Source organism: Halorubrum halophilum (genome assembly GCF_000739595.1).
Classification (GTDB): Archaea; Halobacteriota; Halobacteria; order Halobacteriales; family Haloferacaceae; genus Halorubrum; species Halorubrum halophilum.
On record NZ_BBJP01000030.1, the window covers coordinates 149,517 to 173,419 of the forward strand.

At 60.5% G+C, this 23,903-nt stretch carries 21 protein-coding genes and 1 pseudogene; 10 read left to right on the forward strand and 12 right to left on the reverse strand.

The window, feature by feature from the left end; all coding sequences use genetic code 11:
* The first annotated feature begins 296 nt into the window (after nt 1-296).
* Entirely contained in the window at nt 297-599 is a 303-nt protein-coding gene (locus tag ACP96_RS10825; RefSeq protein WP_050024438.1) for a HalOD1 output domain-containing protein, read from the forward strand.
* A 24-nt stretch (nt 600-623) separates the two neighbouring features.
* On the opposite strand, the gene ACP96_RS10830 is transcribed toward ACP96_RS10825, so the two are convergent.
* From ACP96_RS10830 to ACP96_RS10840, 3 genes are all read right to left on the reverse strand, one after another.
* Nucleotides 624-1,337 carry a hypothetical protein gene (locus ACP96_RS10830; RefSeq protein ID WP_050033313.1) on the reverse strand — a complete coding sequence of 238 codons (714 nt, stop codon included), beginning with the start codon at nt 1,335-1,337 and terminating at the stop codon, nt 624-626.
* A gap of 68 nt (nt 1,338-1,405) precedes the next feature.
* On the reverse strand, nt 1,406-2,056 hold the full coding sequence (locus tag ACP96_RS10835; protein ID WP_050033314.1) for a MinD/ParA family ATP-binding protein: 651 nt from the start codon (nt 2,054-2,056) through the stop codon (nt 1,406-1,408).
* On the reverse strand, nt 2,053-2,880 hold the full coding sequence (locus ACP96_RS10840) for a DUF7857 domain-containing protein (protein WP_050033315.1): 828 nt from the start codon (nt 2,878-2,880) through the stop codon (nt 2,053-2,055). The genes ACP96_RS10835 and ACP96_RS10840 overlap by 4 nt, the downstream gene beginning before the upstream one ends.
* A gap of 217 nt (nt 2,881-3,097) precedes the next feature.
* On the opposite strand from ACP96_RS10840, the gene ACP96_RS10845 reads away from it, so the two are divergent.
* Complete coding sequence (locus tag ACP96_RS10845) at nt 3,098-3,520, forward strand: arsenate reductase/protein-tyrosine-phosphatase family protein (protein WP_268762289.1); 423 nt, start codon at nt 3,098-3,100, stop codon at nt 3,518-3,520.
* A gap of 5 nt (nt 3,521-3,525) precedes the next feature.
* On the forward strand, nt 3,526-4,503 hold the full coding sequence (locus tag ACP96_RS10850) for a halo transducer protein (protein ID WP_050033316.1): 978 nt from the start codon (nt 3,526-3,528) through the stop codon (nt 4,501-4,503).
* A gap of 47 nt (nt 4,504-4,550) precedes the next feature.
* Here the strand turns inward: ACP96_RS10850 and ACP96_RS10855 are convergent, their stop codons facing one another.
* Genes ACP96_RS10855 through ACP96_RS10880 form a run of 6 tightly spaced genes read right to left on the reverse strand, consistent with a single transcriptional unit; the run spans nt 4,551 to nt 11,107 of the window.
* On the reverse strand, nt 4,551-5,567 hold the full coding sequence (locus tag ACP96_RS10855) for a phosphate uptake regulator PhoU (RefSeq protein ID WP_050033317.1): 1,017 nt from the start codon (nt 5,565-5,567) through the stop codon (nt 4,551-4,553).
* Nucleotides 5,568-5,569: 2 nt separating this feature from the next.
* Complete coding sequence (gene phoU / locus ACP96_RS10860) at nt 5,570-6,247, reverse strand: phosphate signaling complex protein PhoU (protein ID WP_394296549.1); 678 nt, start codon at nt 6,245-6,247, stop codon at nt 5,570-5,572.
* Nucleotides 6,244-7,158: a phosphate ABC transporter ATP-binding protein PstB gene (pstB, locus tag ACP96_RS10865; protein ID WP_050033318.1), complete on the reverse strand. Its 915-nt coding sequence runs from the start codon at nt 7,156-7,158 to the stop codon at nt 6,244-6,246. Before pstB ends, phoU begins: the two co-directional genes overlap by 4 nt.
* Nucleotides 7,155-8,723: a phosphate ABC transporter permease PstA gene (gene pstA, locus ACP96_RS10870; protein ID WP_050033319.1), complete on the reverse strand. Its 1,569-nt coding sequence runs from the start codon at nt 8,721-8,723 to the stop codon at nt 7,155-7,157. Before pstA ends, pstB begins: the two co-directional genes overlap by 4 nt.
* Nucleotides 8,720-9,844: a phosphate ABC transporter permease subunit PstC gene (pstC, locus tag ACP96_RS10875; protein WP_050024671.1), complete on the reverse strand. Its 1,125-nt coding sequence runs from the start codon at nt 9,842-9,844 to the stop codon at nt 8,720-8,722. Before pstC ends, pstA begins: the two co-directional genes overlap by 4 nt.
* A gap of 45 nt (nt 9,845-9,889) precedes the next feature.
* Nucleotides 9,890-11,107 carry a substrate-binding domain-containing protein gene (locus ACP96_RS10880; protein WP_050033320.1) on the reverse strand — a complete coding sequence of 406 codons (1,218 nt, stop codon included), beginning with the start codon at nt 11,105-11,107 and terminating at the stop codon, nt 9,890-9,892.
* Nucleotides 11,108-11,524: 417 nt separating this feature from the next.
* Between ACP96_RS10880 and ACP96_RS10885 the strand changes: the two genes are divergently transcribed.
* The 7 genes and pseudogenes from ACP96_RS10885 to ACP96_RS10905 all read left to right on the forward strand — a co-directional run bounded on the left by ACP96_RS10885 (nt 11,525) and on the right by ACP96_RS10905 (nt 20,766).
* On the forward strand, nt 11,525-12,013 hold the full coding sequence (locus ACP96_RS10885; protein ID WP_050024675.1) for a type II toxin-antitoxin system death-on-curing family toxin: 489 nt from the start codon (nt 11,525-11,527) through the stop codon (nt 12,011-12,013).
* Between the two features lie 25 nt (nt 12,014-12,038).
* Nucleotides 12,039-12,179, forward strand: coding sequence for a hypothetical protein (locus ACP96_RS19225; protein WP_200895680.1), 141 nt, complete (start codon nt 12,039-12,041; stop codon nt 12,177-12,179).
* Nucleotides 12,180-12,348: 169 nt separating this feature from the next.
* Nucleotides 12,349-12,531: pseudogene (locus tag ACP96_RS19525) on the forward strand (tyrosine-type recombinase/integrase); the annotation flags it as partial.
* A gap of 42 nt (nt 12,532-12,573) precedes the next feature.
* On the forward strand, nt 12,574-12,852 hold the full coding sequence (locus tag ACP96_RS17710) for a ribbon-helix-helix domain-containing protein (protein ID WP_082222504.1): 279 nt from the start codon (nt 12,574-12,576) through the stop codon (nt 12,850-12,852).
* A 197-nt stretch (nt 12,853-13,049) separates the two neighbouring features.
* Complete coding sequence (locus ACP96_RS10895) at nt 13,050-18,065, forward strand: DUF4011 domain-containing protein (RefSeq protein ID WP_050033322.1); 5,016 nt, start codon at nt 13,050-13,052, stop codon at nt 18,063-18,065.
* A gap of 338 nt (nt 18,066-18,403) precedes the next feature.
* Nucleotides 18,404-19,795, forward strand: coding sequence for an ATP-binding protein (locus ACP96_RS10900; protein ID WP_050033323.1), 1,392 nt, complete (start codon nt 18,404-18,406; stop codon nt 19,793-19,795).
* 101 nt (nt 19,796-19,896) lie between these two features.
* Nucleotides 19,897-20,766, forward strand: a complete 870-nt coding sequence (locus ACP96_RS10905) for a DNA adenine methylase (RefSeq protein WP_050033324.1) — start codon at nt 19,897-19,899, stop codon at nt 20,764-20,766.
* Between the two features lie 17 nt (nt 20,767-20,783).
* Here the strand turns inward: ACP96_RS10905 and ACP96_RS10910 are convergent, their stop codons facing one another.
* From ACP96_RS10910 to ACP96_RS10920, 3 genes are all read right to left on the reverse strand, one after another.
* Nucleotides 20,784-21,821 (reverse strand): restriction endonuclease, encoded by a 1,038-nt coding sequence (locus tag ACP96_RS10910; RefSeq protein WP_050033325.1) that lies wholly within the window; start codon nt 21,819-21,821, stop codon nt 20,784-20,786.
* A gap of 71 nt (nt 21,822-21,892) precedes the next feature.
* Entirely contained in the window at nt 21,893-22,915 is a 1,023-nt protein-coding gene (locus ACP96_RS10915) for a hypothetical protein (protein WP_050033326.1), read from the reverse strand.
* Between the two features lie 133 nt (nt 22,916-23,048).
* Nucleotides 23,049-23,345: a hypothetical protein gene (locus ACP96_RS10920; RefSeq protein ID WP_050033327.1), complete on the reverse strand. Its 297-nt coding sequence runs from the start codon at nt 23,343-23,345 to the stop codon at nt 23,049-23,051.
* Nucleotides 23,346-23,903: the final 558 nt, after the last annotated feature.

The following is a 23,903-nucleotide window of genomic DNA, read 5'->3' on the forward strand; positions in this document are numbered from 1 at the left end:
CACGTCGCCGTCGCGGGGCGAGCGAACGGGGTGGTCCCGCCGCCGTCGCCGCGACGCCCGCCGATCCGCCCGGTTTCACCGCCCCGCCGCGGGGCGGATCCGCCGCGCGCGACTCACACGGAGAAGAACCCGAACGCGTCGCCGTCGGCTCCGGTGGCGATGCTCGCGTCGGCGCGTTCGAGTGCCATGGTACCGCATGGCTATCGATCGGACATAGCTGTTTTGCTCGGCCGCAAAATTTCAATATCGATATGCACGGGAGGGACTTTATATACGCATTCGTCGCAAGGGCGAGTATGAGCAGCGCAACGTCGAACTCACGGGATGACGAGTCCGTCTCGGATGCGGTTCGCGTCGAACACGAGGACGGTCCGTCGCCGAGCCACGCCGTCGTCGAGGCCGTCGCCGGCGTCGCCGGTGTCGACCCGATCGACCTCGGCGACGAGGAGGGAATCCTTCTCTATGATCACGTCGACTTGGACGCGCTGGACGCGCTCGTGGCCAGTCATCGCGGATCCGGTCTCAACGTCTCGTTTTTCCTCCCCGGCTACGAGGTCAGCGTCGACGCGACGGCGGTCGTCGCCGAGCGCACGCAGTAGCACTGCACCCCCCCGAAAGGGGAACTACGACGCCGCCTCCGACTCGTCTCTCTCCCGCAACGCAGCGATCCGGTCGCCGAGCGGCGGCTGCACCTCGAACCACGTCGACCAGTCGCCGGTCGCCGGCTCGACGCCCCGGATCGCCGCGACGCGCTCGAACGCGTCGGCGACCCGGTCCGCGCCGACCGCGTCCGCGGCGCGGTCGTCGGCCGCGTACTGGACCCGCCGCCCGACCCAGAACGCCGCGAGCCCGACCGCGACGAGCGACGCGAACCCCGCCTCGAACGGCACCGTCGCGGTGACGATCGCCGCCAACACGCCGACCACCGCCGCGATCGCGACCGCGCGGAACTCGCCGTAGTACGTCTCGACGCGGCCGGCCTCGGCCGCGAAGAGGCCGATCGCCACGTCGTCGGCCACGTCGTCAAGCACGGCCTCCGAGAGGAACAGCACGCGCCGCCGTGGCGGGCCGCGGACGGCGACCTCGACGGGACCGACGCCGTCGCTCCCGGAGTCACCTCCCGGTTCGTTCCCGCCGACTTCGCCCGCACCGCGTCGCTCGATCGCGACCCGGTCAACGTCGAGTCCGGCCGTCTCGCGGAGGTAGTCGAGGCGCCCGCGCTCGGCGTCGGTCGGCTCCCGGAGGTCGCGGAACCGGTCGGCCACGTACAGGGGACCGATCTCGACGGCGAGAAGCGTCAGGACGGCGGCGCCGACGAGGAAGGCGACCGTGAGCATCGTCCGCGGGTCCGTCCCGGAGCGGTAAAAAGGCGCGACTTCGCGGCGCATCGGCAGCTCGGTCCCCCTCAGTCGGGCACCCGCCGCGCGAGTTCCCGGACCGCTTCCGCCGCGGCGCTGTCGGGCGCGGCGCCGACGACCGGTCGCTCCTCGGTGACCGAGCGCCCAACCCGCGGGTCGGCGGGGACGACCGACGCGGGCGCGCCGAGCGCGTCGGCGATCGCCTCGGTCGGCGGGTCCTCGGTCACCCGGTTGACCGCGCAGCCGACGAGCCCGGCGTCGAGTTCGCGGGCGAGTTCCCGGGTCCGGATCGCGTCGGCCAGCGCGAACGCCCGCGGCGACACGACGAGCAGGCAGGCGTTCGCGACCGCAAGCGGCACGCCAGCGTCCGCGCGCCGCCCCGCGGGACAGTCGAGGACGACGGTACCGCGCTCCCGCTCGATCGCCGTCACCGCGGCGTCGAGCCGCCGAAGGTCGGCCGCCCGCGCGCCGGCGAGGGTCCGGCCGCAGGGGACGATATCGACCGGACCCGCGCGCAACGTCTCGATCGGGTCGGCCGCGCCGGCGAGCGCGTCGTGGAGGTCCGGACCGCGCCCGCCGGGCAGGTCCGCCATCCCGAGGTCGGCGTCGACGACGACCGCGTCGAGCGCTGCGGCGACGTTGTACGCGAGCGTCGTCTTCCCGACGCCGCCCTTGCCGCCGGCGACCGCGAGGATCACACCAGCCGCTCCAGCGCCTCGACCGGCGCGTCGGTCTCCTCCGCTCGCGCCGCGAGCGACGCCGCGCGCTCGCTCAGCGCTCGGAGCCGGTTCGCGTCCGCGGCCACGCGCTTGTCGAGTCCGGTGATCCCCTCGGCGCCGTCGGCCTCCGCGACCGCCTCCGTCGCGGTCGCCAAGTCCGCGTCGGTCAACCGCTCTGCCCGATCGATCCGTTCTTCGACCGCGTTCAGTCGCGCTTCGACTGCGTCGAACCACCCCGTCGCTTCTCCCGGCGGCGACGCGGGGGCGTCGGAACCGCCGGCCGGGTCGGCGATATCGGCCGCGTCGGCACCGTCGACGGCGTGGTCCGAACCGCCGGACTCGGTTTTCAGATCCGGCTCGTCCGTCCGGTCTGCCCCACGCTCGCTGTCCACCTCGGCCGTGACCACGTCACGGGGCGGGCGGTGGTCGCCCAGTCGCCGGAGGGCGGCGGCCGTCGCCGACGCCGTCTTTTCGTCTCTCTCGCTCGATTCCGGCCCTCCCGGCTGATCCGTCGGATCGACCGCCTCCACTTCGGCGACCTCGACCGGCGGGTCGGCCGGCGGATCGGTCGACGAAACGCGGGCCGCGAAGCCGATCGCCCGCCGTTCGCCGGGGTCGAGACGCAGCGTCACGCCCGCCTCGTCCCACCCGTCTTCCGGGACACCGCCACGACGAGGCGGGAGCACGGGGGCGGCGAGTCGGCTCTCGATCCGAACGCGCCGCGGGACGGCGGCGTCGTTGCGCACGCGACACCGGACCAGCGACACGTCTCCTTCCCGGTCGATGTCCCACGCGAAGTCCATACGTCGGGTGCCGCGGTATCGTACTTAAGCTGCGGGCGAAGCGTACGTCTCGGCAGGGGTTACCCTCCGAAGCTCAGTCAGACGGATACAACCCCAATTCAGCCACTACCTCAACATACCCCTCTATAGCACTCACTATCAGTCCCAAGTAACGATTTTAGTGATTCCTCCCACATACCGAGTCGTGAGCCACCACAGCGGTCAACCGGACCACCGAATCGCATTCGTCTGTGTCCAAAACGCAGGGCGGAGCCAGATGGCGACGGCGTTCGCCCAGCGCGAGCGCGACCGTCGTGAAGCGAGTGATCAGATCGAGATAATTACCGGCGGGACACGGCCCGCAGACCACGTTCACGATGTCGTCGTTGAGGCACTGCGTGAACGAGACATCGATCTCAGCGACCGAACGCCGCGAGAGGTGACACCCGAGGAGCTACAGGCGGTAGATCTGGTCGTGACAATGGGCTGTTCGGCAGCAGACGTGTGCCCGGCAACGTGGAACGGTGAGAACCGCGATTGGGGGCTCGACGATCCACACGAACGTCCGCTCGAGGAGGTGCGCGAGATTCGCGACGAAATCGAGCGTCGTGTCGTCGCGCTGTTCGACGAGGTACTGTCGGAAACGGTATCCGCGGAGTGACACGGATGCGGAAGGAACCAGCCGATGATCGGCCGATTGAACCGAAGTCCGACGGCGACTCGCCGGATTTCGACGGACTGTCCGTCGAAAAGGCGGCGGACATCGTTGTCAATACGGAAAGAGAGTCCGACGAGGTGCGCGAAACGCTCGCGATCGTTGCGCAGGACGGGACGATCCGCCGGGCGGCCGTTGACGACGCAGTCGCGAACGCCTCGATGGTGGTGACAACCGCCGAGACACGAGTAGAACTCGCGGCCAAAAAGCTAGATAACGTACGAGAGACGGCCACCCCGGTCTCAGACCTAGACCTCGTGTCGGCACGCATCGACAACTTCGACGCACGTCTCACTACTATCGAGGACAGAGCGGACGACCTCGGAGATGTCATACAGGAGGTACTCGGCATGAAGGAGGACGGCGATCTCTACGAAATTGCGCGACGGATTAGACGGGTGACGAGCGCTGCTACCGAGATCCAACGTGCCGCCGATGACTTTCAGTTTGAGATCGACTCGTTCGAGGAGTGGCTCACCGACGCCGATCGCCGCATCGAGGAACTCACCGCCGACCTCGATGCGCTCGCGCAGTCAGTGGACGAACTCGACGACATCGCAGGGACCCTCGTTGTCGACGACAGCGACCCCGAGAGCGAGACGGCACAAACGTGGGTCGCAGCGATGGTTCGGCACCGTGTCGTGTCGTTGATGATCGCGGATCTCCGAGCAGAACTGGCGGCGCTTCGAACGTGGGCCGAGCGTGAAGGTGGTACTCCGCCGTCGGAGATCGAACCCCGGCTCGACGAGATTCAGACCAGCCATGAGATCGTCGGAGAACAACTCACAGCAGGTGCCGAACCGGAGTGGGTCGAACGGTTCGACGACCAGTTAACCGCGCTTGACGAGGCGCTCGAGGCGATGGAACCGCCGATCGCATGGGCCGAGGTCGAAGCGGTCGCCGAGGAACACCGCCCCGCGATCGAGTAGCGAACGCCGTCTCGAAGCAATAACGATTGCTTGTCCGCCCCGGACCGTCAGATATCGATGTTTTCGGCGCGAATCGTGGTTCTCGCAGCGGTGTCGGCCATATAGCGACCGCAATCAGCCGCCCGTTGGAGGTGAGAGAGCGCGTTCGACAGCGCGACTGCCACGGGCACCGATCCAACTGATTCGTCATATAAACGCCGTTCGACCGCCTCGATATCCTCGACGGCGTCGTCACATTGGCTCCTCGCTCGTTGTGCTTTCGTCATGTCCCTGTCGAGGACGGCGGTTACCGCGTTATCAACGGCGCCCGCGATGTCGTCGGCCACCGAATGCATGTCTGTGGCCACCTTGTCTGCGGGCGGCTCGGGGAGTTCTTCTCCGGTGGTCGCGATCCGAACAGCCTGATCGGCGACGGTTTCCAGACGATGAGCGAGAGCGTAGTAGGCGAACAGCTCAGGCCGGGAGACACCCAGCGCGTCGAGCTCAGCGTGCGAGACCAGTGACCGCGAGAAGTGCCGCGTGACCATCTCCGCGGAGCGGCGCGCTTCGTCAGCACGGTCACGGACTCTCGCGTGTGTGTCAGCGGCGTCAACGAACGCGGTGGTCGCGTCGCGGAGGAGTGAACCGACCACGTACTGGAGTTGTACGATCGACTGGCAGACGGAGACGGACGACGTGTCCAAGAGGTGTCTGATCGTAATCTCTGCATCCGATTCACTGAGAATATTCGTCCCGACGAGGTCCCGAACCGTCGACTGTACGGCTTTGCGCTCTGCGTCGGAGAACCCGCCCGCCCGACGCAGCGTTATCGTCTCGAACCCGACCGCATGGGCCGTTCGGGCGGCACGCGTGACGGCTTCGGTACCGCCGCCGTCGATCTCGACCGTTGCTTCGTCCAGACAGTCGACGTCTGCGTTCGAGGACCGAATGAGGATCGACCCGTCACGATGGGTGTACAACTGCAGTTGCATGCCGACTTCGAAGCCGTGGTTCGTCGCCCATCCTTTCGGAATCGAGACGGTGAACGTGCCGCCGCCGACCTCCTGCAGCTTTCTGGTCTCCATGGTCAGTAGATCAGCTCGGGCTCACCATCGTTCATGTAGAGCGTGCGCGCAGCGATGTTGACGGCGTGATCACCGATTCGTTCCAGATCGCGGATCGTGAGCAGTATTCGCGACACGTCGTCGAGCAGTTGCTCGATGTCCCACCGATCGGACTCGCTGGCGATCAGCTCGCGGACAACGGCTTCGCTGGCGTTCTGACACGACGCATCGAGTTCGTCGTCACGCTCGTCGATCGCTCGACACGCCGCGGAGTCGGCACCGACGTACGCGTCGATGGCGTCTCGGACCTGACTGGAGGCGTTCTCGCCGATCTGTTGAATCCGGACTTCGGAGGTGACTTCCGAGCTACCGGCGAGGGCGTACCGGGCAAGGTTCGTTGCGAGGTCACCGATCCGTTCCAGATCGGTGAGGATCTTGAACGACGCGGCGACGAACCGCAGATCGGAAGCGACGGGCTGTTGGAGCGCGATAAGGTCGATGCAGTTGCTTTCAAGCTCAAGATACTGCTGGTTGATTCGGTCGTCGCTCTCGATCACCTCGTGAGCCATCCCGTGGTTGTCGCTCTCGAGCGCTTCGAGCGCCCGCAGGAGCTGACCCAGCACGCTTTTGCCCATCGCCTCGACATCGGCCCGGAGCTCGTCCAACGACTCGCGATACTCTTCTCGAGGCACGACGATCACCCGAACTTCCCACTGATGTAATCCTCGACGCGCTGGCTCTCGGGGTTCTCGAAGATCTTCTCCGTGTCGTCGTACTCGACGAGTTCGCCGCCGGTGAGGAAGACGGCGGTCTGGTCGGAGACCCGGGCCGCCTGCTGCATGCTGTGGGTGACGACGACGACCGTGTAGTCCTGTGCGAGGTCCTCGATGAGATCCTCGATCTTCGAGGTGGCGATCGGATCAAGGGCTGAAGCCGGCTCGTCCATGAGGATGACCTCCGGGTCGACGGCCAGACACCGGGCGATACAGAGACGCTGTTGTTGGCCGCCGGACAACCCGAGCGCGTTATCGTCTAACCGGTCGTTCACCTCCCCCCACAGCGCGGCCCGCTCGAGCGACCGCTCGACGAGCGCTTCCTCGCGGTCTGGCTCCGCACGCCCCGTCAGCTTGGCGAGCAGTCCGGTCTCGATGTCACCGTGTTTCCGCGGTCCGTAGGAGACGTTCTCGCGGATCGACTTGGGGAAGGGGTTGGGGCTCTGAAACACCATCCCGACCCGCTTGCGGAGTTCGACGAGATCGACGCCGTCTTGGTAGATATCTTCGTCGTCGAGCTCGACCGTTCCGTCGACATTGGCGGCGCGGATACGGTCGTTCATCCGGTTGAGACACCGGAGGAAGGTCGATTTCCCGCACCCGGACGGGCCGATGAGCGCCGTCACGCTCTGCTCGGGAATGTCCATCGAGACGCCCTTCAGCGCGTGGTCGTCTCCGTAATGGACGTCGAGGTCGTCGACGGCGAGTTTCGTCTCGCCGCCGGCCTCGTAGCTCGTCCACTCCGGACGCGTCTCCTCGACGGTCTCGCCGGCGGTCGTGGAGATTCCTTGGCTGTCCGTGCGGTTCGCCGTGGTCTCTGCGGTGTCTGTCTGACTCATTGGTGAAGTTTCCGTCTGAAGTAGTAGCGCGTCGCGATACCGACCGCGTAGAAGACCAACACGACGAGCAGCAGCGTCAGCGCCAGTCCCCACGCGTACTCCTGTGGGTTCTGGATGTTCCCGCTCAGCCCCGCCGTGATGAGCGCGTACAACTGATACGGCAGCGCACTCGTCGCCTCCAACAACGCGGGGTTGCTGACGAACGGTGGTGACGCGCTCAGCTGAAAGCCGCTCAACACATTGGGGGCAGCCGATTTCGCCGGGAGGACGCCACCGCCCATGGTCAGCAGGATAGGGGCGGTTTCGCCGGCGATGCGTCCGACACCGAGGATGACGCCGGTGGTCACTCCCGGAATCGCCGCGGGGAGGACGACGCTGCGGATCGTCTGCCACTTGGAGACACCGAGCGCCGCGCTGGCGTCACGGTATTCGTCGGGTACCGCGAGTATCGCCTCTCGGCTCGTGATCAACACCAACGGTAACAGCATGAACCCGAGCGTCAACATTCCGGCTATCAGCGATTTCTGATTGCCGAAGCGCGGGATCAGGAAGGCGGCACCGAACAGGCCGAACACGATGCTCGGCGTGCTCCAGAGGCCGTTGGTCGCCACCTCGACGGCACCCGTGAACCGGCCTTGTTCGGCGTATTCGCTGAGGAACACGGCGGCGCCGACGCCGGTCGGCACGGCGAAGAGAACGGCACCGATGACCAACCAGACCGTCCCGACGAGCGCGGGGAACACGCCTGCGATATCGGCCAACAGCCCGGCACCGTTGGTCAGGAACGGCCAGCTGATGAGAGCCGCACCACCGACACCGAACCCGTTGAACAGCCCGGGAAGCCCATTCACTGTGACGAACCCGACGAGCCCGATGAGGACGACCAGTATCGAGCAGACGACGAGGTAGATGAGCACGTACGCACCGACGTTCCGTCCCCGAGCGCCGAACCCGCCGTACGCTTTCGCGGCGCTCCAACCGGCCACCAGCGAGGCGAACAACACGATCAGCGGAACGACGGTATCGCCGAACAGCGCCGCGTTGTACCCGACCAGCACCTGCTTCCACCCGGGGCCGACGACGCCGGTGACGAGGAACAGGCCGCAAAGGCCAGCGACGGCCCCCGCAGGGACCGTCGATCCGATATCTTCGCGGGGGAACGCGGTCGCCGCGAACGCGATCCCGCCGAGGATCACCCCGACTCCGAGCCGGCCGCCGGTCCCGAACCCGACCGCTCCCGACACGATCGCGCCCACGGCGAACCAGATCCCCGTGAACGCGGCCGCGGCGACGATCCCCGCGCTGGGTTGGGGTGCCGCGTCAACGTACCCGAACCGTGAGGCGACCCCGAAACCAACGACTGACGCTCCGAGCGCGAGTAGCACCGCGCCAAACGCCACCGACAGTTCGAAGCCGGCAACGGGGTCGTCGATCGTGACAACGCCCAGCAGTGCCGCCAAGCCGACCGCAAACGCGACTCCGGAGAGCCCGACCGCAGTTCCGGCGACGGCCTCGTACAGCGTGCGGTCGTCCCGGACGAGCACACTCTGGGTCGCGCGGCTCATTCGACACCTCCCAGACGGCGACGCATACGCGCCTCGATGTACTGTGAGCCGATACTCAGACACAACACGGTCACGAACAGGACGACGCCAGCAGCGAACAGCGCGCTCTCGTGGACACCGTTCGCGCTGCCGTAGCCGCGAGCGATGAGCGATGTGAGCGTCTCGTAGCCGTAAAAGACGTTCACGAGCGGCTCGCTGATCCGCGGAATCCCGGCCAACATCACCGTCGCAGCCATCGTCTCGCCGATGGCTCGACCGACACCGAGGAGGACGGCCGCTGAGACACCCGAGAACGCGGCGGGAAGCGTGATCGAGGTCATCGACTGCCAGTCGGTCGCCCCGAGCGCGAGCGACCCGTCTTTCATCACGTCCGGGACGCTCGTGAGCGCGTCCTCGGCCACGGAGACGACCGTCGGCAACGCCATCAGCCCGACAACAATCCCGACGAACAGATACGTTGAGCCGCCGTTGAGGGCGAACGCGCCGCCCGCCCACGGGTTGATAATGGTGAACCCGATGAACCCGTAGACGATCGAGGGAATTCCCGCCAGTATCTCGATGCCCGGCTTGACGAGCTCGCGGACTCGCGGCGGTGCGATCTCAGCGATGAACAGCGCCGCGGCGACGCCGAGCGGGGCCGCCACGAGCGTCGCGATGGTGGTCACCATTACCGTCCCGTGAATCATCGGGAGCAGCGAGTAGCGAACGGGCTCCGAGACGGCGTCCCAACGGGCCTGTGTGAACATTCCGAGTCCCGGAACGGAGACGCCGAACACGCTCGCCGTCTCGTACTGAAACGCCGGAATCGATTCGGCGAAGATGAACACGACGATGAGCCCGAGGGTCACGAGCGTCACCGTCGTCATCGCGAAGGTGACCGCGCGGGCGACGAGCGCCTGATGACGCGCCCAGCCGTAGCCGGTGGCAATCAGGAACGCGCCGAGCGGAACGGCGGTCCACGGCGACGCCAGGAGGAACCCGACGAACGCGGCCAGTAGCGACCCCATCGACACGAGGACCACTGCCAGCGCCTCCGGGTCGGTGTCATCGACGAACTCCTGCGTTCTGGTCAGCCGTCGCTCGATGCTAGCGCGCCAATCGGTTTGGGGGGTAAGTGACATATAATGGGGTCGGGCCGCGAAGCGAACGTCCGCGCGGCCGAGGAGTTACGCCTGATCGGGGAGCTTCTCGCGTTCGGCCTCGATGTCCGAGGTCGGCAGCGTGATGTAGTTGACGTCCTCGACGAACGTCTGCTGGCCGAACTCGGTCAGGAACATGTTGAGGAAGGCGGCCTCGCGCATGTCCGTGCCATCGGGCGTCTCGTCGTTGATCCGGGTGTACATGTGCAGGTCGCGGTTCAGCGGGTACTCAGAGTCGAAGATGGTGTTCTCGGCGTCGGCGTCCGGCTCGAACAGCGTCCCCTCGAACTCGATGCCGATCGCTTGGATACCCGACCCGGAGAACGCCAGCGCCATGTAGCCGATGGCGTTGTCGTTGTCTTGGAGCACCTGCTGGACCTGCTGATTCTGTCCGAAGCGACTGTCGACATCCATCGGCGCGTCGGCGTCGCCGAGCATGTTCAGCCGGAACGAGGTGTCCGTGCCCGACCCCTCTGCGCGGCCGACCACGAATATCTCGCTGTCCGGGCCGCCGACCTCGCTCCAGTTGGTGATGTCGCCTTGGTAGATGCCGCGGATCTGCTCGCCGGTGAGCTGTTCGACACCGGCGTCGTAGATGGCCTGACTCACGAACACCGGCTGTCCGTCGCGGCCGACGACGTGGTCGACGTAGTTCTCGTCTCGCTCCTCTTCGCTGATGTCGAGCTCCGCCGTGATCGGTCCGGAAGAATTCCCGATGTCGACGAGCCCGTCTCGAACCGCCTCGCAGCCGGTTCCCGAGTGGCTCAGCGCGACGCGGGTGGCGAACGGCGGGTTCGACCGTTCACCAGACGCCTCGAAGCCGTACAGGCTGGCGAAGTAGTCGGCGATGTTCATGTCGGTCTCGATCTGGTCCCACCCGGCGACCGACGACTCGTCGTTGGCCCCCCAGTACTCGCCGTCACTCGCCGGTGAGTTCGAGTTCCAGTAGGAGCTCCCCTTGTTCGAGATGGGGTACACTGTCGACGACCCTTCGGCCGTCACTGTCGCCGTGCTCACCGACTCGGACTCCGTCGAATCGGCTTCTTCACTCTCGCCCTCGGCGTCGCTGCCGTCGCTGCCGGCGCTGCCGGCGCTGCCGGCGCTGCCATCACCGCCATCGCCGCCGCTGTTGTTCCCGCTATCGCCACTACACCCAGCGAGGCCGGCCGCCCCGACCGCGGCCGACGTGAGCAGATACTTTCGACGTGATACCGTGTCCGCCTGACGCCCCGAATCACGTGACATCAGGTGTTTGGAGACGAGAGTCTATTAAACAGCTTTATAATAGATTACTATACGTCTCATCTCCAGTATCGCGCGGCCACTATCGAATAGTATCAGTTGCTACCGATATTGACTGATATATAGTAAAACGATCTTCCTGATGAGCCCGACGTATCGAACCCAGATCTAGACGTTCCGGTTGCTCCGGGCAAAAGTGGCGAAAACAGAGAGAAGATCACATCTATGGCGTATCCATCTTTGTCGAGGAAATATCTGTGAGAAAGCGGGTATGACGGGCGCTACATCGGCTGTCGAACGAATCGACCTTTCAGGCGTGAGACAGTCGAAATCGCCGTCCTGAAAACGGTGATTTCTGATATCACTCACCCGCCTCATCATAGCAACATCTACACTGGTGCAGTATCGAGATTGGAGCGAATGGCCGACTCGTTGTGGTACCCGTCCGTCGAAGATGTCGTCGTCATCCACGACGACGTCGTCGCGGAGTACCCCGACACGCCCGCCGGTGTTCGATCGCGTGGTGATATCGAATTCGCGTTGAACTACATCGAAGCGGGCAGTTTCGGTTCCGCACCGGACACCATCCACGAGAAGGCGTATCACCTCCTCCGGCTCCTCGTCGCCAATCACCCGTTCGTCGATGCGAACAAACGGACTGCGCTCAACGTGACGGTCGTCTTCTACTTCCTCAACGGGTACCGGTTCGAGTACGACAACGAAGTGAGAACGATCCTGAAAGAGTTCGGCACCGACGAAGCGGCCGTCGATGAGGAGGATACCACCGAGTATCTGCGATCCCACACCGAGGAGCTGGATCTGGCCGGTGAGATCGATGAGTGGCGAGACGAACTCGTCCGGTACGGGCTAGACCGGCTGACCGGCGATTCATCGGACCCGAACGATTAACGGCCTTCGAAGCGTCCGTTCAGGTATGGCCACCGAGGAAGGGACGGAAACAGCATCTCCGCTTGACAACGTGATGGAGGATATCCGGCGGGAACTGGTTCGACGGGTTGCAGCCAACGACCGAGATTCGAACCGGGACATCTACGACGCTCTCGAAAACGAATAACCGGATCCGTTGATATTTCCTGAGTTAACAGTTTTCTACGGTCTTAGTCGGTCAGTACAGGGCAACACATGTCGTTTAACACGGGATATATTACGGAACGTACGTTCAGAGACCACCAACAGATCAGGACGGTGGATCCTCACACAGACGGGTCTGTGTCGTCGCCGAATCCACTGTGAGTCCACACGCTCTCCGCCGTGGTGGGATCACTCACCACCTGAACAGCGATGTTCCGAAAGAGGTTGTCAGTGATCGTGCGAATGTGACACCGGGCGTTCTTGACGAGCATTATGACCGGCGGAGTCAGCGTGAGAAGATGGAGCAGCGGCGGGGATATCTCAGCAATATCTGATTTGCCGTAATGGTTATTTCCACACAATTTCAACACAATAGTATGTCCGAAGCCAGTTCGCCGCCCGAAAAAACGACGGTCAATATTCGAATGACGGAGACGTTTCTCGCCGATGTCGACGCAACGTGGGAAGACCTCGGGTACAACAGCCGTAGCGAGTTCGTCCGCGATGTACTTCGTGACGCGGTGAAACATCCCGAATTCAACCGCGCGGATCTCAAGGCGATCGCTGCAAGCGAAGTCCACGTTAAGGAAGGTCAAACACACTCCAGCGAGGATGTCAAAGCAGAGTATGGACGTGAAGATGCGAGTGATCGATGAGCGAGAAATGGGACTGGGAGCTCATTGACTGGTCGAAGCGACAACTCACCGTAAGTGATTGTCTGGAGGTACGAACGCAGTGAATCAACTATCGTGTTCTTCGAAGAACCGGAGAGTAGGCTCTTCCTAATACCACTACACTAGCTAGAAAGATATATCCATACTGGCCTATCTATACATCCCATCCGACTTCTATCATGAGTGAGCAGACGTTTGTATGCGACGAGTGCCAGCGGACACTGCCGCGGTGGATGAAGCACGAGGGCCGTACCTGTACGCAGTGCGCTGATAATGCGGATGCTAACTGGGACGAGCCAGCTACATCTGGGGATGCCAATGACACGGCAGACACGGGTAATCCGGAAGGCGAGGGCACTGTCGGCTCACTCCTTGATACCCCTTCGGAGCAGGAAGCTAACGATACCGCGTCTGACTCGGAGACGGCCACAGGGAGCCACATCGTGGCGCCGATGTGGGACACTACCCTCGATACCGGGACAATCGAGCGTGCGACCGATCAGACGGCCACCACAACAGACGAGACTGAGACGGCGTCCAACCCGCTCGATAAGAAAATCAACAGTTGGAAGGAACAGCTCCTAGATTTGACGCGGCGGAGCAACCTCGTCAATTTCTCGGCAACGAAAACGAAGTCACTTCCGTTCCATCGTGCTGACCCACTCACGGTTGCGAACACGATCTTCAACCGTGACCCCCTCTACATTCGCCGTTCAGCACAAGACGAGGAGGGTGGTTCACCCGCAGACCCGGACACGCTGGGGACGGACGAGGTGGCATCTATTCGGGCAAACGGCGCGACAGAGAATTCACTCAACAACATTCGCCTGCGAGAGAAACGCTTCCTCCGTGAGCGGGGCGTTGACTCGCTTTTCATAGCGTTCGGGACACTCCGATGGTACGACGTCGACCATAGCGACTCGGAGCTCCGTACGCCGCTCTTTCTCGTCCAAGTCACGCTCGAAGAAGAGACGAACCGAAACGCCGACCGTCACGACTACGAGATCACAAGCGAAGATGCCGATGTACAAATCAATCCCGCGCTCCGGAAGCTGCTGAGCGCGGAACGCGGTATTCACCTCGCGCCGGATGAGGCCTTCTCGCTTGACGAACTGGAAACGGCGTTCGCATATGTTGATGACGTTATCAGCGGCTTTGACCGCTGGCGTATCGCGCCCGAAGTAATACTGGGTATCTTCGACTTCTCGAAGTTCGGCCTCTACGCCGACCTCGAAGAAAATCGGGAGGCCATCAAAGACGATCCATTAGTCAAAGCGATTAACGGCAATCCCGACGCGTTGCCCGAGCCTGCTGCCACACCGAGTGCGGAGGAGCTCGACGAACAGGTGTCACCTGCCGATACGTATCAGGTTCTAGACGCCGATTCGAGCCAGCAAGAGGCTATCGAAGCAGCCAAGCGCGGCGTGAGTTTCGTCCTTCAGGGCCCACCCGGGACTGGCAAAAGTCAGACAATTTCGAACATCATCGCGGAGAAGATGGCTGCCGACGAAACCGTCCTGTTCGTCAGCGAGAAACAGGCCGCACTCGACGTTGTCAAAGACCGTTTAGACGATAATGATCTCGGGCGTTTCTGTTTGGAGGCCCACGGCGAGAAAGCGAGCAAGAAACAGGTGCTTGAAGATCTCGGTCGCGAGCTCAACGCCGATCCACTCCAACACCCGCGTGAACGGGATAGTGTCGTCAACAAACTGGAAACGACGAGACGAACGCTCAATCAGTATAAGGACAAGCTGTTCTACCAACCTGAGGGTCAAGACATAACACCGTACGAAGCGTTTGGGATCGTCTCCAAACGCGATGAGTGTCCCCGCATCGATGCCTCGTTTGAACAGCCAACTACGTACAGTCAATCGGAGATCCAGTCGATTGAAGAGCAGCTCGCATCGCTTGCATCCTACGAAGACGAGTTCAACCGTGACGGGAACCATCCCTGGCAACACGTCGCTATCTCACGCTGGCAGATTGATACCGCCGAGTCAGTCGAGACGACGATCTCGGAGGCTATTACGACGCTTGAGGACCTGAAACGAACACGGGAGGCCGCTGAATCGTTCCTCGACACGTCGCTGTCCTCAATAGCGGACCTGAGTGCGGCTGATGATCTCGTTACGTTACTGGTAGACATGCCGGACGTGGTCCTGACGCCAGAACATCTTGAACGAGACTTCTACGCGCGTAACGATCGTCTTCAGTCTCTCGCGACGAAGAGCCGTGAACTCACCGAGAAGCGAAGTGATCTCACTGAACACTACGAGGAATCGATCTTTAGTACGGATGCCACCGAACTTCACGGCGAGTTGAGTGGTTACGGTGTCCTCCGATATGTGAGTCCCTCGTACCGTCGACTCAAAAAACGCATTCTCTCACACGCAGCTGATGGCTACCAGCCGGGTATCGAGGGACTTCGATCGGACACGAAGGCGTTGATGCGCGTCGATACCCTCGAAGACGAACTTGAGGAGTACGATGCGATGATGGCCCAACTTGGTCATCTCTACGATGGGCCGACAACGGATTGGGAGACAGTATTGGACACCCAGACGTGGGTGGCTGCCGTCGCAGCCAACGATCTCGTAGACGCAGACGTCCTAGATGAGTTAGTCCTCGAACGCGATGTCGACGAGACAGCTGCGCTTGCGACGCGCCTCGATGGAGTCCTTGGTGACTGGGAGACAGCAAGAAACGATCTCGCGGATGTCTTCGATCTCGACGCGGTTTCGATTAACGACGCCGATATCGAAACGGCAGCCATGGATGCGGTCGAATTCTGGCTTACCGCTCGATACGATACTATCGAGGAACTGCAGTCGTGGATTCAGTATCAAGACACACGCGACGATGTTCTGGAGAGTCCGGCGGGTGAATTCCTAGAGCGATACCTTGCAGAAGGTCACGCAGCCGAGACGCTCATCGATACCTTCAAGCGGAACTTCTACACGGAGTGGCTCCACGAAATATATTCTGAGACCGGCTTCGACTCGTTCAGTGCGACGGAGTACAACGATTTACTCGAGGAGTTCCGGTATCTCGACCAACAGCAACGCGAGTACGCAAAAGCCGAGATTCAACATCGCGTCACAAATCGACGCCCGCAAACGGAACTCCAGCATGCGAGTAGCTCCGAACAGGTAACGCTGCGCCGCGAAGTCCAGAAGAGTCGCAAGCACATGCCGCTACGCGAACTCTTCGATGAGGTGTCGACGCTCATCACGACACTCAAGCCCTGTTTCATGATGAGCCCCCTCTCGGTTGCCCAGTACGTACGACATGGCTCGATTGAGTTCGATACGGTCATCTTCGACGAGGCGTCACAAATCATGCCACAAGACGCCATTAGCAGTATTATCCGCGGTGAGCAGGTAATCATCGCGGGCGACAGCAAACAGCTCCCCCCGACATCGTTCTTCCAGGCGGATGTCGAAACCGCTGATGGTGTGCGCGAGGACCTCGAGAGTATTTTGGATGAGGCCTCAACGGTTCTTCCCGAGAAGCGGTTGCTCTGGCACTACCGCAGCCGGACGAACGAGCTTATCGAGTTCTCCAACGCGAAATACTACAACGGCGCACTTCGGACGTTCCCGGATAACAACGCCGACGACGCGATGGGTGTTGACTTCGTTTACGTCGAGGATGGCCTCTACGATCGAGGTGGATCGAGCACGAACCAACCGGAGGCGGACCGCGTCCTGGAATTGGTTCGCGAGCATCTTCAGGAGCGGCCGAATAAGAGCCTCGGTGTCGTTGCGTTCAGTTCTGCACAAGCACAGGCCATTCGAGATACTATCGAGGAAGCGCGTGGCCAAGACCCCGAGTTGGATGCGTTCGTCTCGGAGGATGACGCCCTCGAGGGCTTCTTCGTGAAACCACTGGAGAACGTCCAGGGAGACGAGCGGGACGCGCTCATCTTCAGCGTCGGCTACGGACCGGATGAGGCCGGCAAGATCTCGATGAACTTCGGCCCGCTCAATCAGACGGGCGGCGCACGCCGACTGAACGTAGCCGTGACGCGTGCCAAAGAGCATATCCAAGTGGTCTCCTCGCTTCAGCTGGGCGATATCGACCTCCAGCGCACGGATAAGGGCGGTGTTGAAGACTTCAAACACTATCTCGAGTACGCAAAGCACGGCGAAGACGCATTGACTCGCTCGGACTCGGAGACACAGTTCCTCCAATTCGACTCCGAGTTCGAAGAGGCCGTCTACACAGCACTGGAGAATCGCGGCTTAGATGTCTCGACACAGGTCCAAAGCTCCGGCTACAGTATTGACCTCGCAATCAGGCATCCGGACAAACCAGGCAAGTACGTCCTCGGTATCGAGTGTGATGGCGCGGCCTACCATTCCTCGAAAACTGCCCGTGACAGAGACCGGACGCGCCAGGCCGTGCTAGAGGATCTCGGATGGACAATTCACCGCATCTGGTCGCCTGATTGGGCCTCGAACAAGGGCCGCGAAATCGAAGCCATCGAATCGAAGGTCGAGAAACTCATCGCGGATAGTCCCGTCGCTGATGGTGGCGTCTCGACGGAGGTAGCGGAGGTCACTGTTGATGCCATCCCAAAAGACGAACGAAGTGGTATCCAAGAATACACCACTGACTGGCAGGAACCACAGGTAGCGACACGTCGTGACAAGTCCTTCGACGATGTGTCGTCGCGTCGTGTTGCGTCGACACTTGTGAACGTCGTCGACGAATTCGGGCCCGAGAAACGAGAAACAATATTCCGAGCCCTCATTAGTCGGTGGAATATCACCCGTCTCGGGAAGAATATCCGCCAGTCACTCAACAAGACAGCGCGCAAGCAAAACCGACGGGATGCGGTGTGTCTTCACGACGGCGTTATCTGGCCCGGTGAGCGCCCCAACACGATTACACTCCGAACTAATACTGGGACTGCGAGTCGGTCTGCTGATGAGATTCCCCTTGAAGAGCTCGCACGGGCAGGCCATCTGATACTCGAAGCAGGTACCCGGATGACACGCGAGGATCTCGTACTCGAGATCGCACGTCTCTACGGCTATCAGCGTACTGGCTCCAAGATTAGGGCACACATCAACGATGCCGTCGACATTCTGATCTTCGAGGACTGTGCGAAACTCGGTGCGTCCGGCGAGACAATCGAATTTATCGATGTTGACGCGGACCGTATTCTGCTTAACCGAATTTACGGCTAAGTTGTACCCGCATTGTTTCGCTAACCCAAAATCTCGTTTATAGCCAAGGGACTCTGTTGAACCTCTACAAATTCGCCACCATCTATGAAATGTGAGATCACCCAGAAATAACAAGTTATTGTTATATTTTCTCAAATGAGGCAAACAACTTATAAAATCGTTTCGTAATTTGGGACGAAAGGTAGTATTTCCAACAGACTTGCCGCCGTATATGTCTGGTCTCGGATCTATTCTAATTTTGCGTTGGTTGAATCCTCAGTCGATGATATCTCTAGATATGATATTCCAGAATATGATTATTCAGAATATTTTTATTTCAGACCCACTAACTCAGCGCCATGAAAGACTTCGTGAACCGCCCGGAGGAGTTAGATCGGCTTCACAGCCTTTTCGACTCGGAGAACGCGGATCTCGCTGTCGTGTACGGGCGGCGACGGCTGGGAAAGACGAGACTCGTCACAAAGGCGCTTGAGGGACGAGAGAACGCGGTCTTCTATCAGGCACGACAGAAGACGCGGGAGCTCCAACTGGAACAGTTCGTCGAGGCTGCGGCTGACACAGTTCCTGGTATCGAAGACATTCGTCCCGATTGGGAGCGGCTGTTCAGGTATCTGGCCGACCAGAACGCGATCGTCGTCCTCGACGAGTTTCCGTACCTGATCGAGCAGGACGAGAGTCTTCCGTCGGTGTTACAGGCGTTGTTCGACCACGAGTTCGACGAGTCGGAGACGACGTTCGTTCTGGTCGGATCGTCGATCAGCATGATGGAGGAAGCGACGCTGCTCGGAGACAGCCCGCTATATAGGCGAACATCTCTCACACTCGACCTCCGTGAACTCTCGTTCGACGCCGCGACGGAGTTTCTTCCGGACGATGCGACGGCGGACGAGGCCGTGCGTGCGTGGAGTGTGTTCGGAGGCGTTCCCTACTATCTCGAAGAACTCGACGCGGATCGATCGCTCGGCGAGAACATCCAACAGACGGTGTTGACTCGTCACGGGTCACTCCGCAACGAGCCGGAGCACGTCCTCCGGATGGAACTGACGGAGCCGACGCGTTACTTCTCGATCCTCGAAGCGATCGCCGGCGGGGCAACCGGCCGCAACGAGATCGCTGGCGTGACCGGTATAGACTACAACCAGCTATCGACGTATTTGGACCGTCTCTCGCGGCTCCGGCTCATCGAACGACGCGTACCGGTGACCGAGAAGCCGGAGCGATCCAAGCGAAGTCAGTATCGGCTGCGTGACCCCTTGTTCCGGTTCTGGTTCCGGTTCCTGTACGGGAGTTCGGATCGCTACGAGCAGTTCGGCGACGAAGCCTACGAACGGCTCGTCGAACCAGAAATGGCAGACTTCGTCGCTCCTGCCTTCGAACAGCTGTGTTGTGAGGCCCTGTGGACGTTGTACGATGAGACACCGATCGTCGATGTCGGAGGGTGGTGGTATCAGGACCACGAGATCGACGTCGTCGGACTCACTGACGAAGACACACTCGTCGTGGGCGAGTGTAAGTATCAGGAATCTCCACTCGACTACAGCGCGCTGGCATCGCTGGAGACGCACGTCGAGGAACTCCGATGGCAGCCGTCGGACGGTGGCACGCGGACCGTCGAATACGCGCTGTTCTCTCGGAGCGGGTTTACGGACAGCATCCGCGAAGCCGCCGCCGAGCGCAACGATGTACGTCTTTACACGATCGACGACATCGTCGTCGCGCTCGGAGAGTAGTTACTCTCTAAACGCCATCTCAACAAGACTGATCAAGTGTCGAGAGAGACTGCTACTCCAACGAGACAGTTTTTTGCTAATACCGAGGAGATCTATGTTGAATGGTGGAGCCGATCTTAAAATGGGCGGGTGGGAAGCGCCAGCTTCTCTCAGAGATCACGGCGCAGTTTCCGATCTCATATGAGGCGTATCACGAACCGTTCGTAGGAGGTGGCGCTGTCTTTTTTCATCAGGATCCTAACGATGGGACGATAAACGATCTGAACACGCGGTTAACAACGTTTTATGAGATCGTTCGAGACCGACCGGACGTCCTCATTACCGAGAACAAAACACACGAGCATACGGAAGAATACTACTACGACGCTCGCTCGGAGTTCAATACGCTCCTTACCCAGTCGACTCTAACACAGGACGAGAGGGTCCGAGAGGCAAGCCTACTATTATACTTGAATCGGACGTGTTTCAACGGATTGTACCGGGAGAACAGTGACGGCGAATTCAACGTCTCTTTCGGCCGGTATTCAAATCCAGATTGGGTACAAGAGCAGCGGATCCGAAAGGCGTCGCGTGTTCTCCAAGACACAGCAGTATTCAATACGGATTTCAGCTACGTCGTCGATGAAGCTTCTAGTGGCGATCTTGTGTATTTTGATCCGCCGTACGAACCGGTGTCGAAAACCGCGGATTTCAATTCATATCAGGCGGCTGGATTCGATCGAGAGGACCAACGGCGGCTTCGTGATGTGGTTATAGAGCTCACAGAGATGGGTGTTTCCGTGATTCTCTCTAATTCGCCGCCGGTTACAGAATTATACGAGGACTACGACGCGTTCTCGATCAGGTACGTAGACGCCACTCGTGCGATAAATAGTGATGCCAGCAGTCGCGGGGAAGTCTCGGAAGTACTCATTACAAACGTCCCACCAGATGAGCAACGGCGAAAGACCCTTTCCGACTTTACTGAATGAGTCGTCGAAAACCTCTCTCAACGTGGTTCCGAGGCTAGAACGTATTGTTGCTGGGCTCCTCGACCGCTCGTAGTGATTTCTGGAAGGCGAACAAGCCACTGTCCGACGGTTCGGGCACGTCGACGAGTGGTTGAGTCCGAGAGATCTGTTTCGGCAGCGAGGATCTCCGTAATATCACGTCGGGAGAGAGTACCGTCTACTTCCAGCTGAGCGTATACGCGGGAGATGATCTCGACATCACGGATCTGTTGTGTGAGAAGATCATCTGCGGATTCTCGATTGCCACGATCGAGGTACGTGAGGTATTCCTCACCGAGGCGAGTGAGTCCCCAACGGCGGATCGTGTGGTTGTCGACTTCGACCTCCTGTTCTTTGTGGAGAAACTGGAGAAGCCACGCGGCAATACCGTAATAATCCGCTTGCCTCGGATCAAACGAGTCCGTATCTGTCTGTCTTCGGACGTAGTCTGCGATATTGGGTTTAGTGTCGGAGCCCACTCCAACCGCCTGGATGACAGTGCGTATCACCTCAAAATTGTCCGCCTGTGGTACTTCTAGTGACGGAATCGTGTCGGTGCGCTCCGGCTTCTCGAACGCGCTCCAGAACGTGGGATCGAGTTCGTATGACTCGTCGTCTGTAACGACGCCGATACTGCTCTCGATCATGATGTCCGTGAGCCGGTCACCGTCGATCAACCGAATGAAATCTTGGTTTGCGCTTGTCTCGGCGCCAGACGTGAACGAGGATGTCGTGATCACCGTTCCGATATGATACTGTTGCTCTGAGAGTGCGCCTTTAAATCCGCGGAGGGTGCGGGCTCCGACTGTGTTTCCAGAAGCATATTGTTTCGCTTGAATGCCAAGCCGTGCGTGGAACAGTTCTCGATCGATGACCGCGTGAATATCAATTCCACCATCGCCACGGAATGGCGTTAGCTCAAGTTCACGAGTTGGCTCCGCACGCTCGATCACCATTTTACAGAGCTGTTCAAACTGCTCGTGGTCAATCTGTAACCCCTTATCAAGCAGTTCCTCTTTTGCCGTCGATACTCTCATTCAGGATCGAAGTTCTCACGGCTAAATAAAAATCCTCTCGCCAAAGCGACCAGTATGTTACAGCGGCTGGATCAATCTTTGGTTGAGAAATCTAGCTCCGAATACTCGTACGTGTAGCACTTGATTCCATTCTCCTCACAGTGCTTTGTAAGCTTCCCCGGCGAGACATCTTCCTCTTCGAAGTCACCTAAGAATGCGACTGTTACGTTGTCATCGCTGCGCTCCTCGGAGCCTTCGACCACGACGGCTACGTTCGGATCGTTATGGCTGGTTTTGATTACCTTGTCACCCATCACATATGGATTCTCCGCGAATGCGAGGTTCTCATGTTTGTACGTCCAGAGCTTGACGTCTTGGTCGTCACAGTACGACGCGAGGATCGCGGGGTGGTAGTCGCGCCACGCACCCGGTCCTTCATCGAGCGAACTCGGGAACGCGACCCGCACCGCTTCCCCGTCCATTTCGTGCCCGAATGCCCCGGTGTTCTGTTCCGGTGGCAACACCTCAATGACGATCCCCACCGATGGCTCCGCGTCGCTTGCCTTCACCACCCGATCCCCCGGCGAGAACGGATTCTCCGGCTTCTGGTTCATGTGGGCGGTATTGGGCCCGAGATCGAGCAGCTCGTTCATCGGTCGGGCCGCGAGGTGGTCGAGCTTCTCCGGGGACTCGCCAGAGAAGGCCGCCTCCGTTTCGACCTTCGATTTCAGGGTCTCGAGGCGCTCCCACCCGAGTCGCATCAGACTGTCCTCGTTGTCCCGGTGCCAGACCATCACGACGATATCATCGTCGGGGTCTCGCTCGACGAGTGACTCGGGGAGAAAGGCAGAGACGTCACGTGAGGACTTCACGTCGACTGTGTAGCCGAACACCTCGAAGTCGTGCCCGGAGAAGCTCTCGGAGTTACACCGCCGGATCGCCTCCTCGTTTTCCCACTCCCACATCTCGACGGGGAGGTACTCACGACAGAACTGCTCGAACGCGAGCTCGCCGAGGTTACCGATCCGCTTGACGTCCAGGTCGTCGGCTCCCTGAATGACCGCTTGGTGGTGGGCTCGCTCGTGATCGATTTCGTCCGGGGTGAACCGATACATTACTTGAGTATCAGACACCATATAGATATATCTTCAGAATGAAATATCATCTCAAAGAACTAGGGGAACAAAGCGGCGTGAGGTCGCGGCCTCCGACAACTACGTCTGATTCGGTGCGTGATTCCTCCCACACCTACGCCGCGTTGAGGTAGTCATCGGGGGGATACCCGGCCTTCGAGACGAGCTTCCGTGCGTCCTTCCGGACGGCTTGGTTGGCGGGACGCTCCTCATGTGTCCGGATATGGTCCTTGATCGAGGCCGCCACCTCGTCCATCAGATCCGGCCCTGCAATATCGAGCACGCTATCGAGCGTCTTCCGATAGCCGGCCTCCGATGCCGGGAATCCCTGACGGGAGCCGAGCACCTCGTCGTTTACCGACCCGATCTCGTACAGATGGCCGTTACGGCGGAGCTCCACGTCTCGTTCCATTACTGGCCGATAGAACGGAACCGGGTATATAATCGGGGATCGCCAACCTTGAGCGGATCCGGATCGCCTCGAGCAGTAATTCGGGGATTGCCAACTCCTGAATTCTCGGATTTGCTTCAACCAGGCCCCGCAGGTGGCTCATTCGCTCTTTCTCGTGATTGCTTTGGCTCGGAGTTCTAAAGCTGCCATTGACGCTGATCCGCGGTCGGGTTATTGTAGAGCTCTTCGAATGTCTGTGAATCATTTACGATGGTGATCAGTCTCTCGTGGAGCCTTCCGAACTAGGTCGACACGAGAGGGTGTCATAGAACTATCGCTAGTTGTCCACTCTCTCGATAACGGCGGCAGCAAAACCTCGGTTTCACACCGGAAGAACGCTGAAGACGAGACGAAGAACCCTACGAACGCTGCGGAGGGTCGAGAAAGCATCTACTTCCATACGTGTTCCTTCTGTCGCTGTCGCTGAGGGCACTCTCAGAACAAAGCTGTCGCTCCTCCTAAGCCTCGCTACACCGAAGCGAGGCGACTAAGAGGAGTCCATGCTGACTACACGTGTAA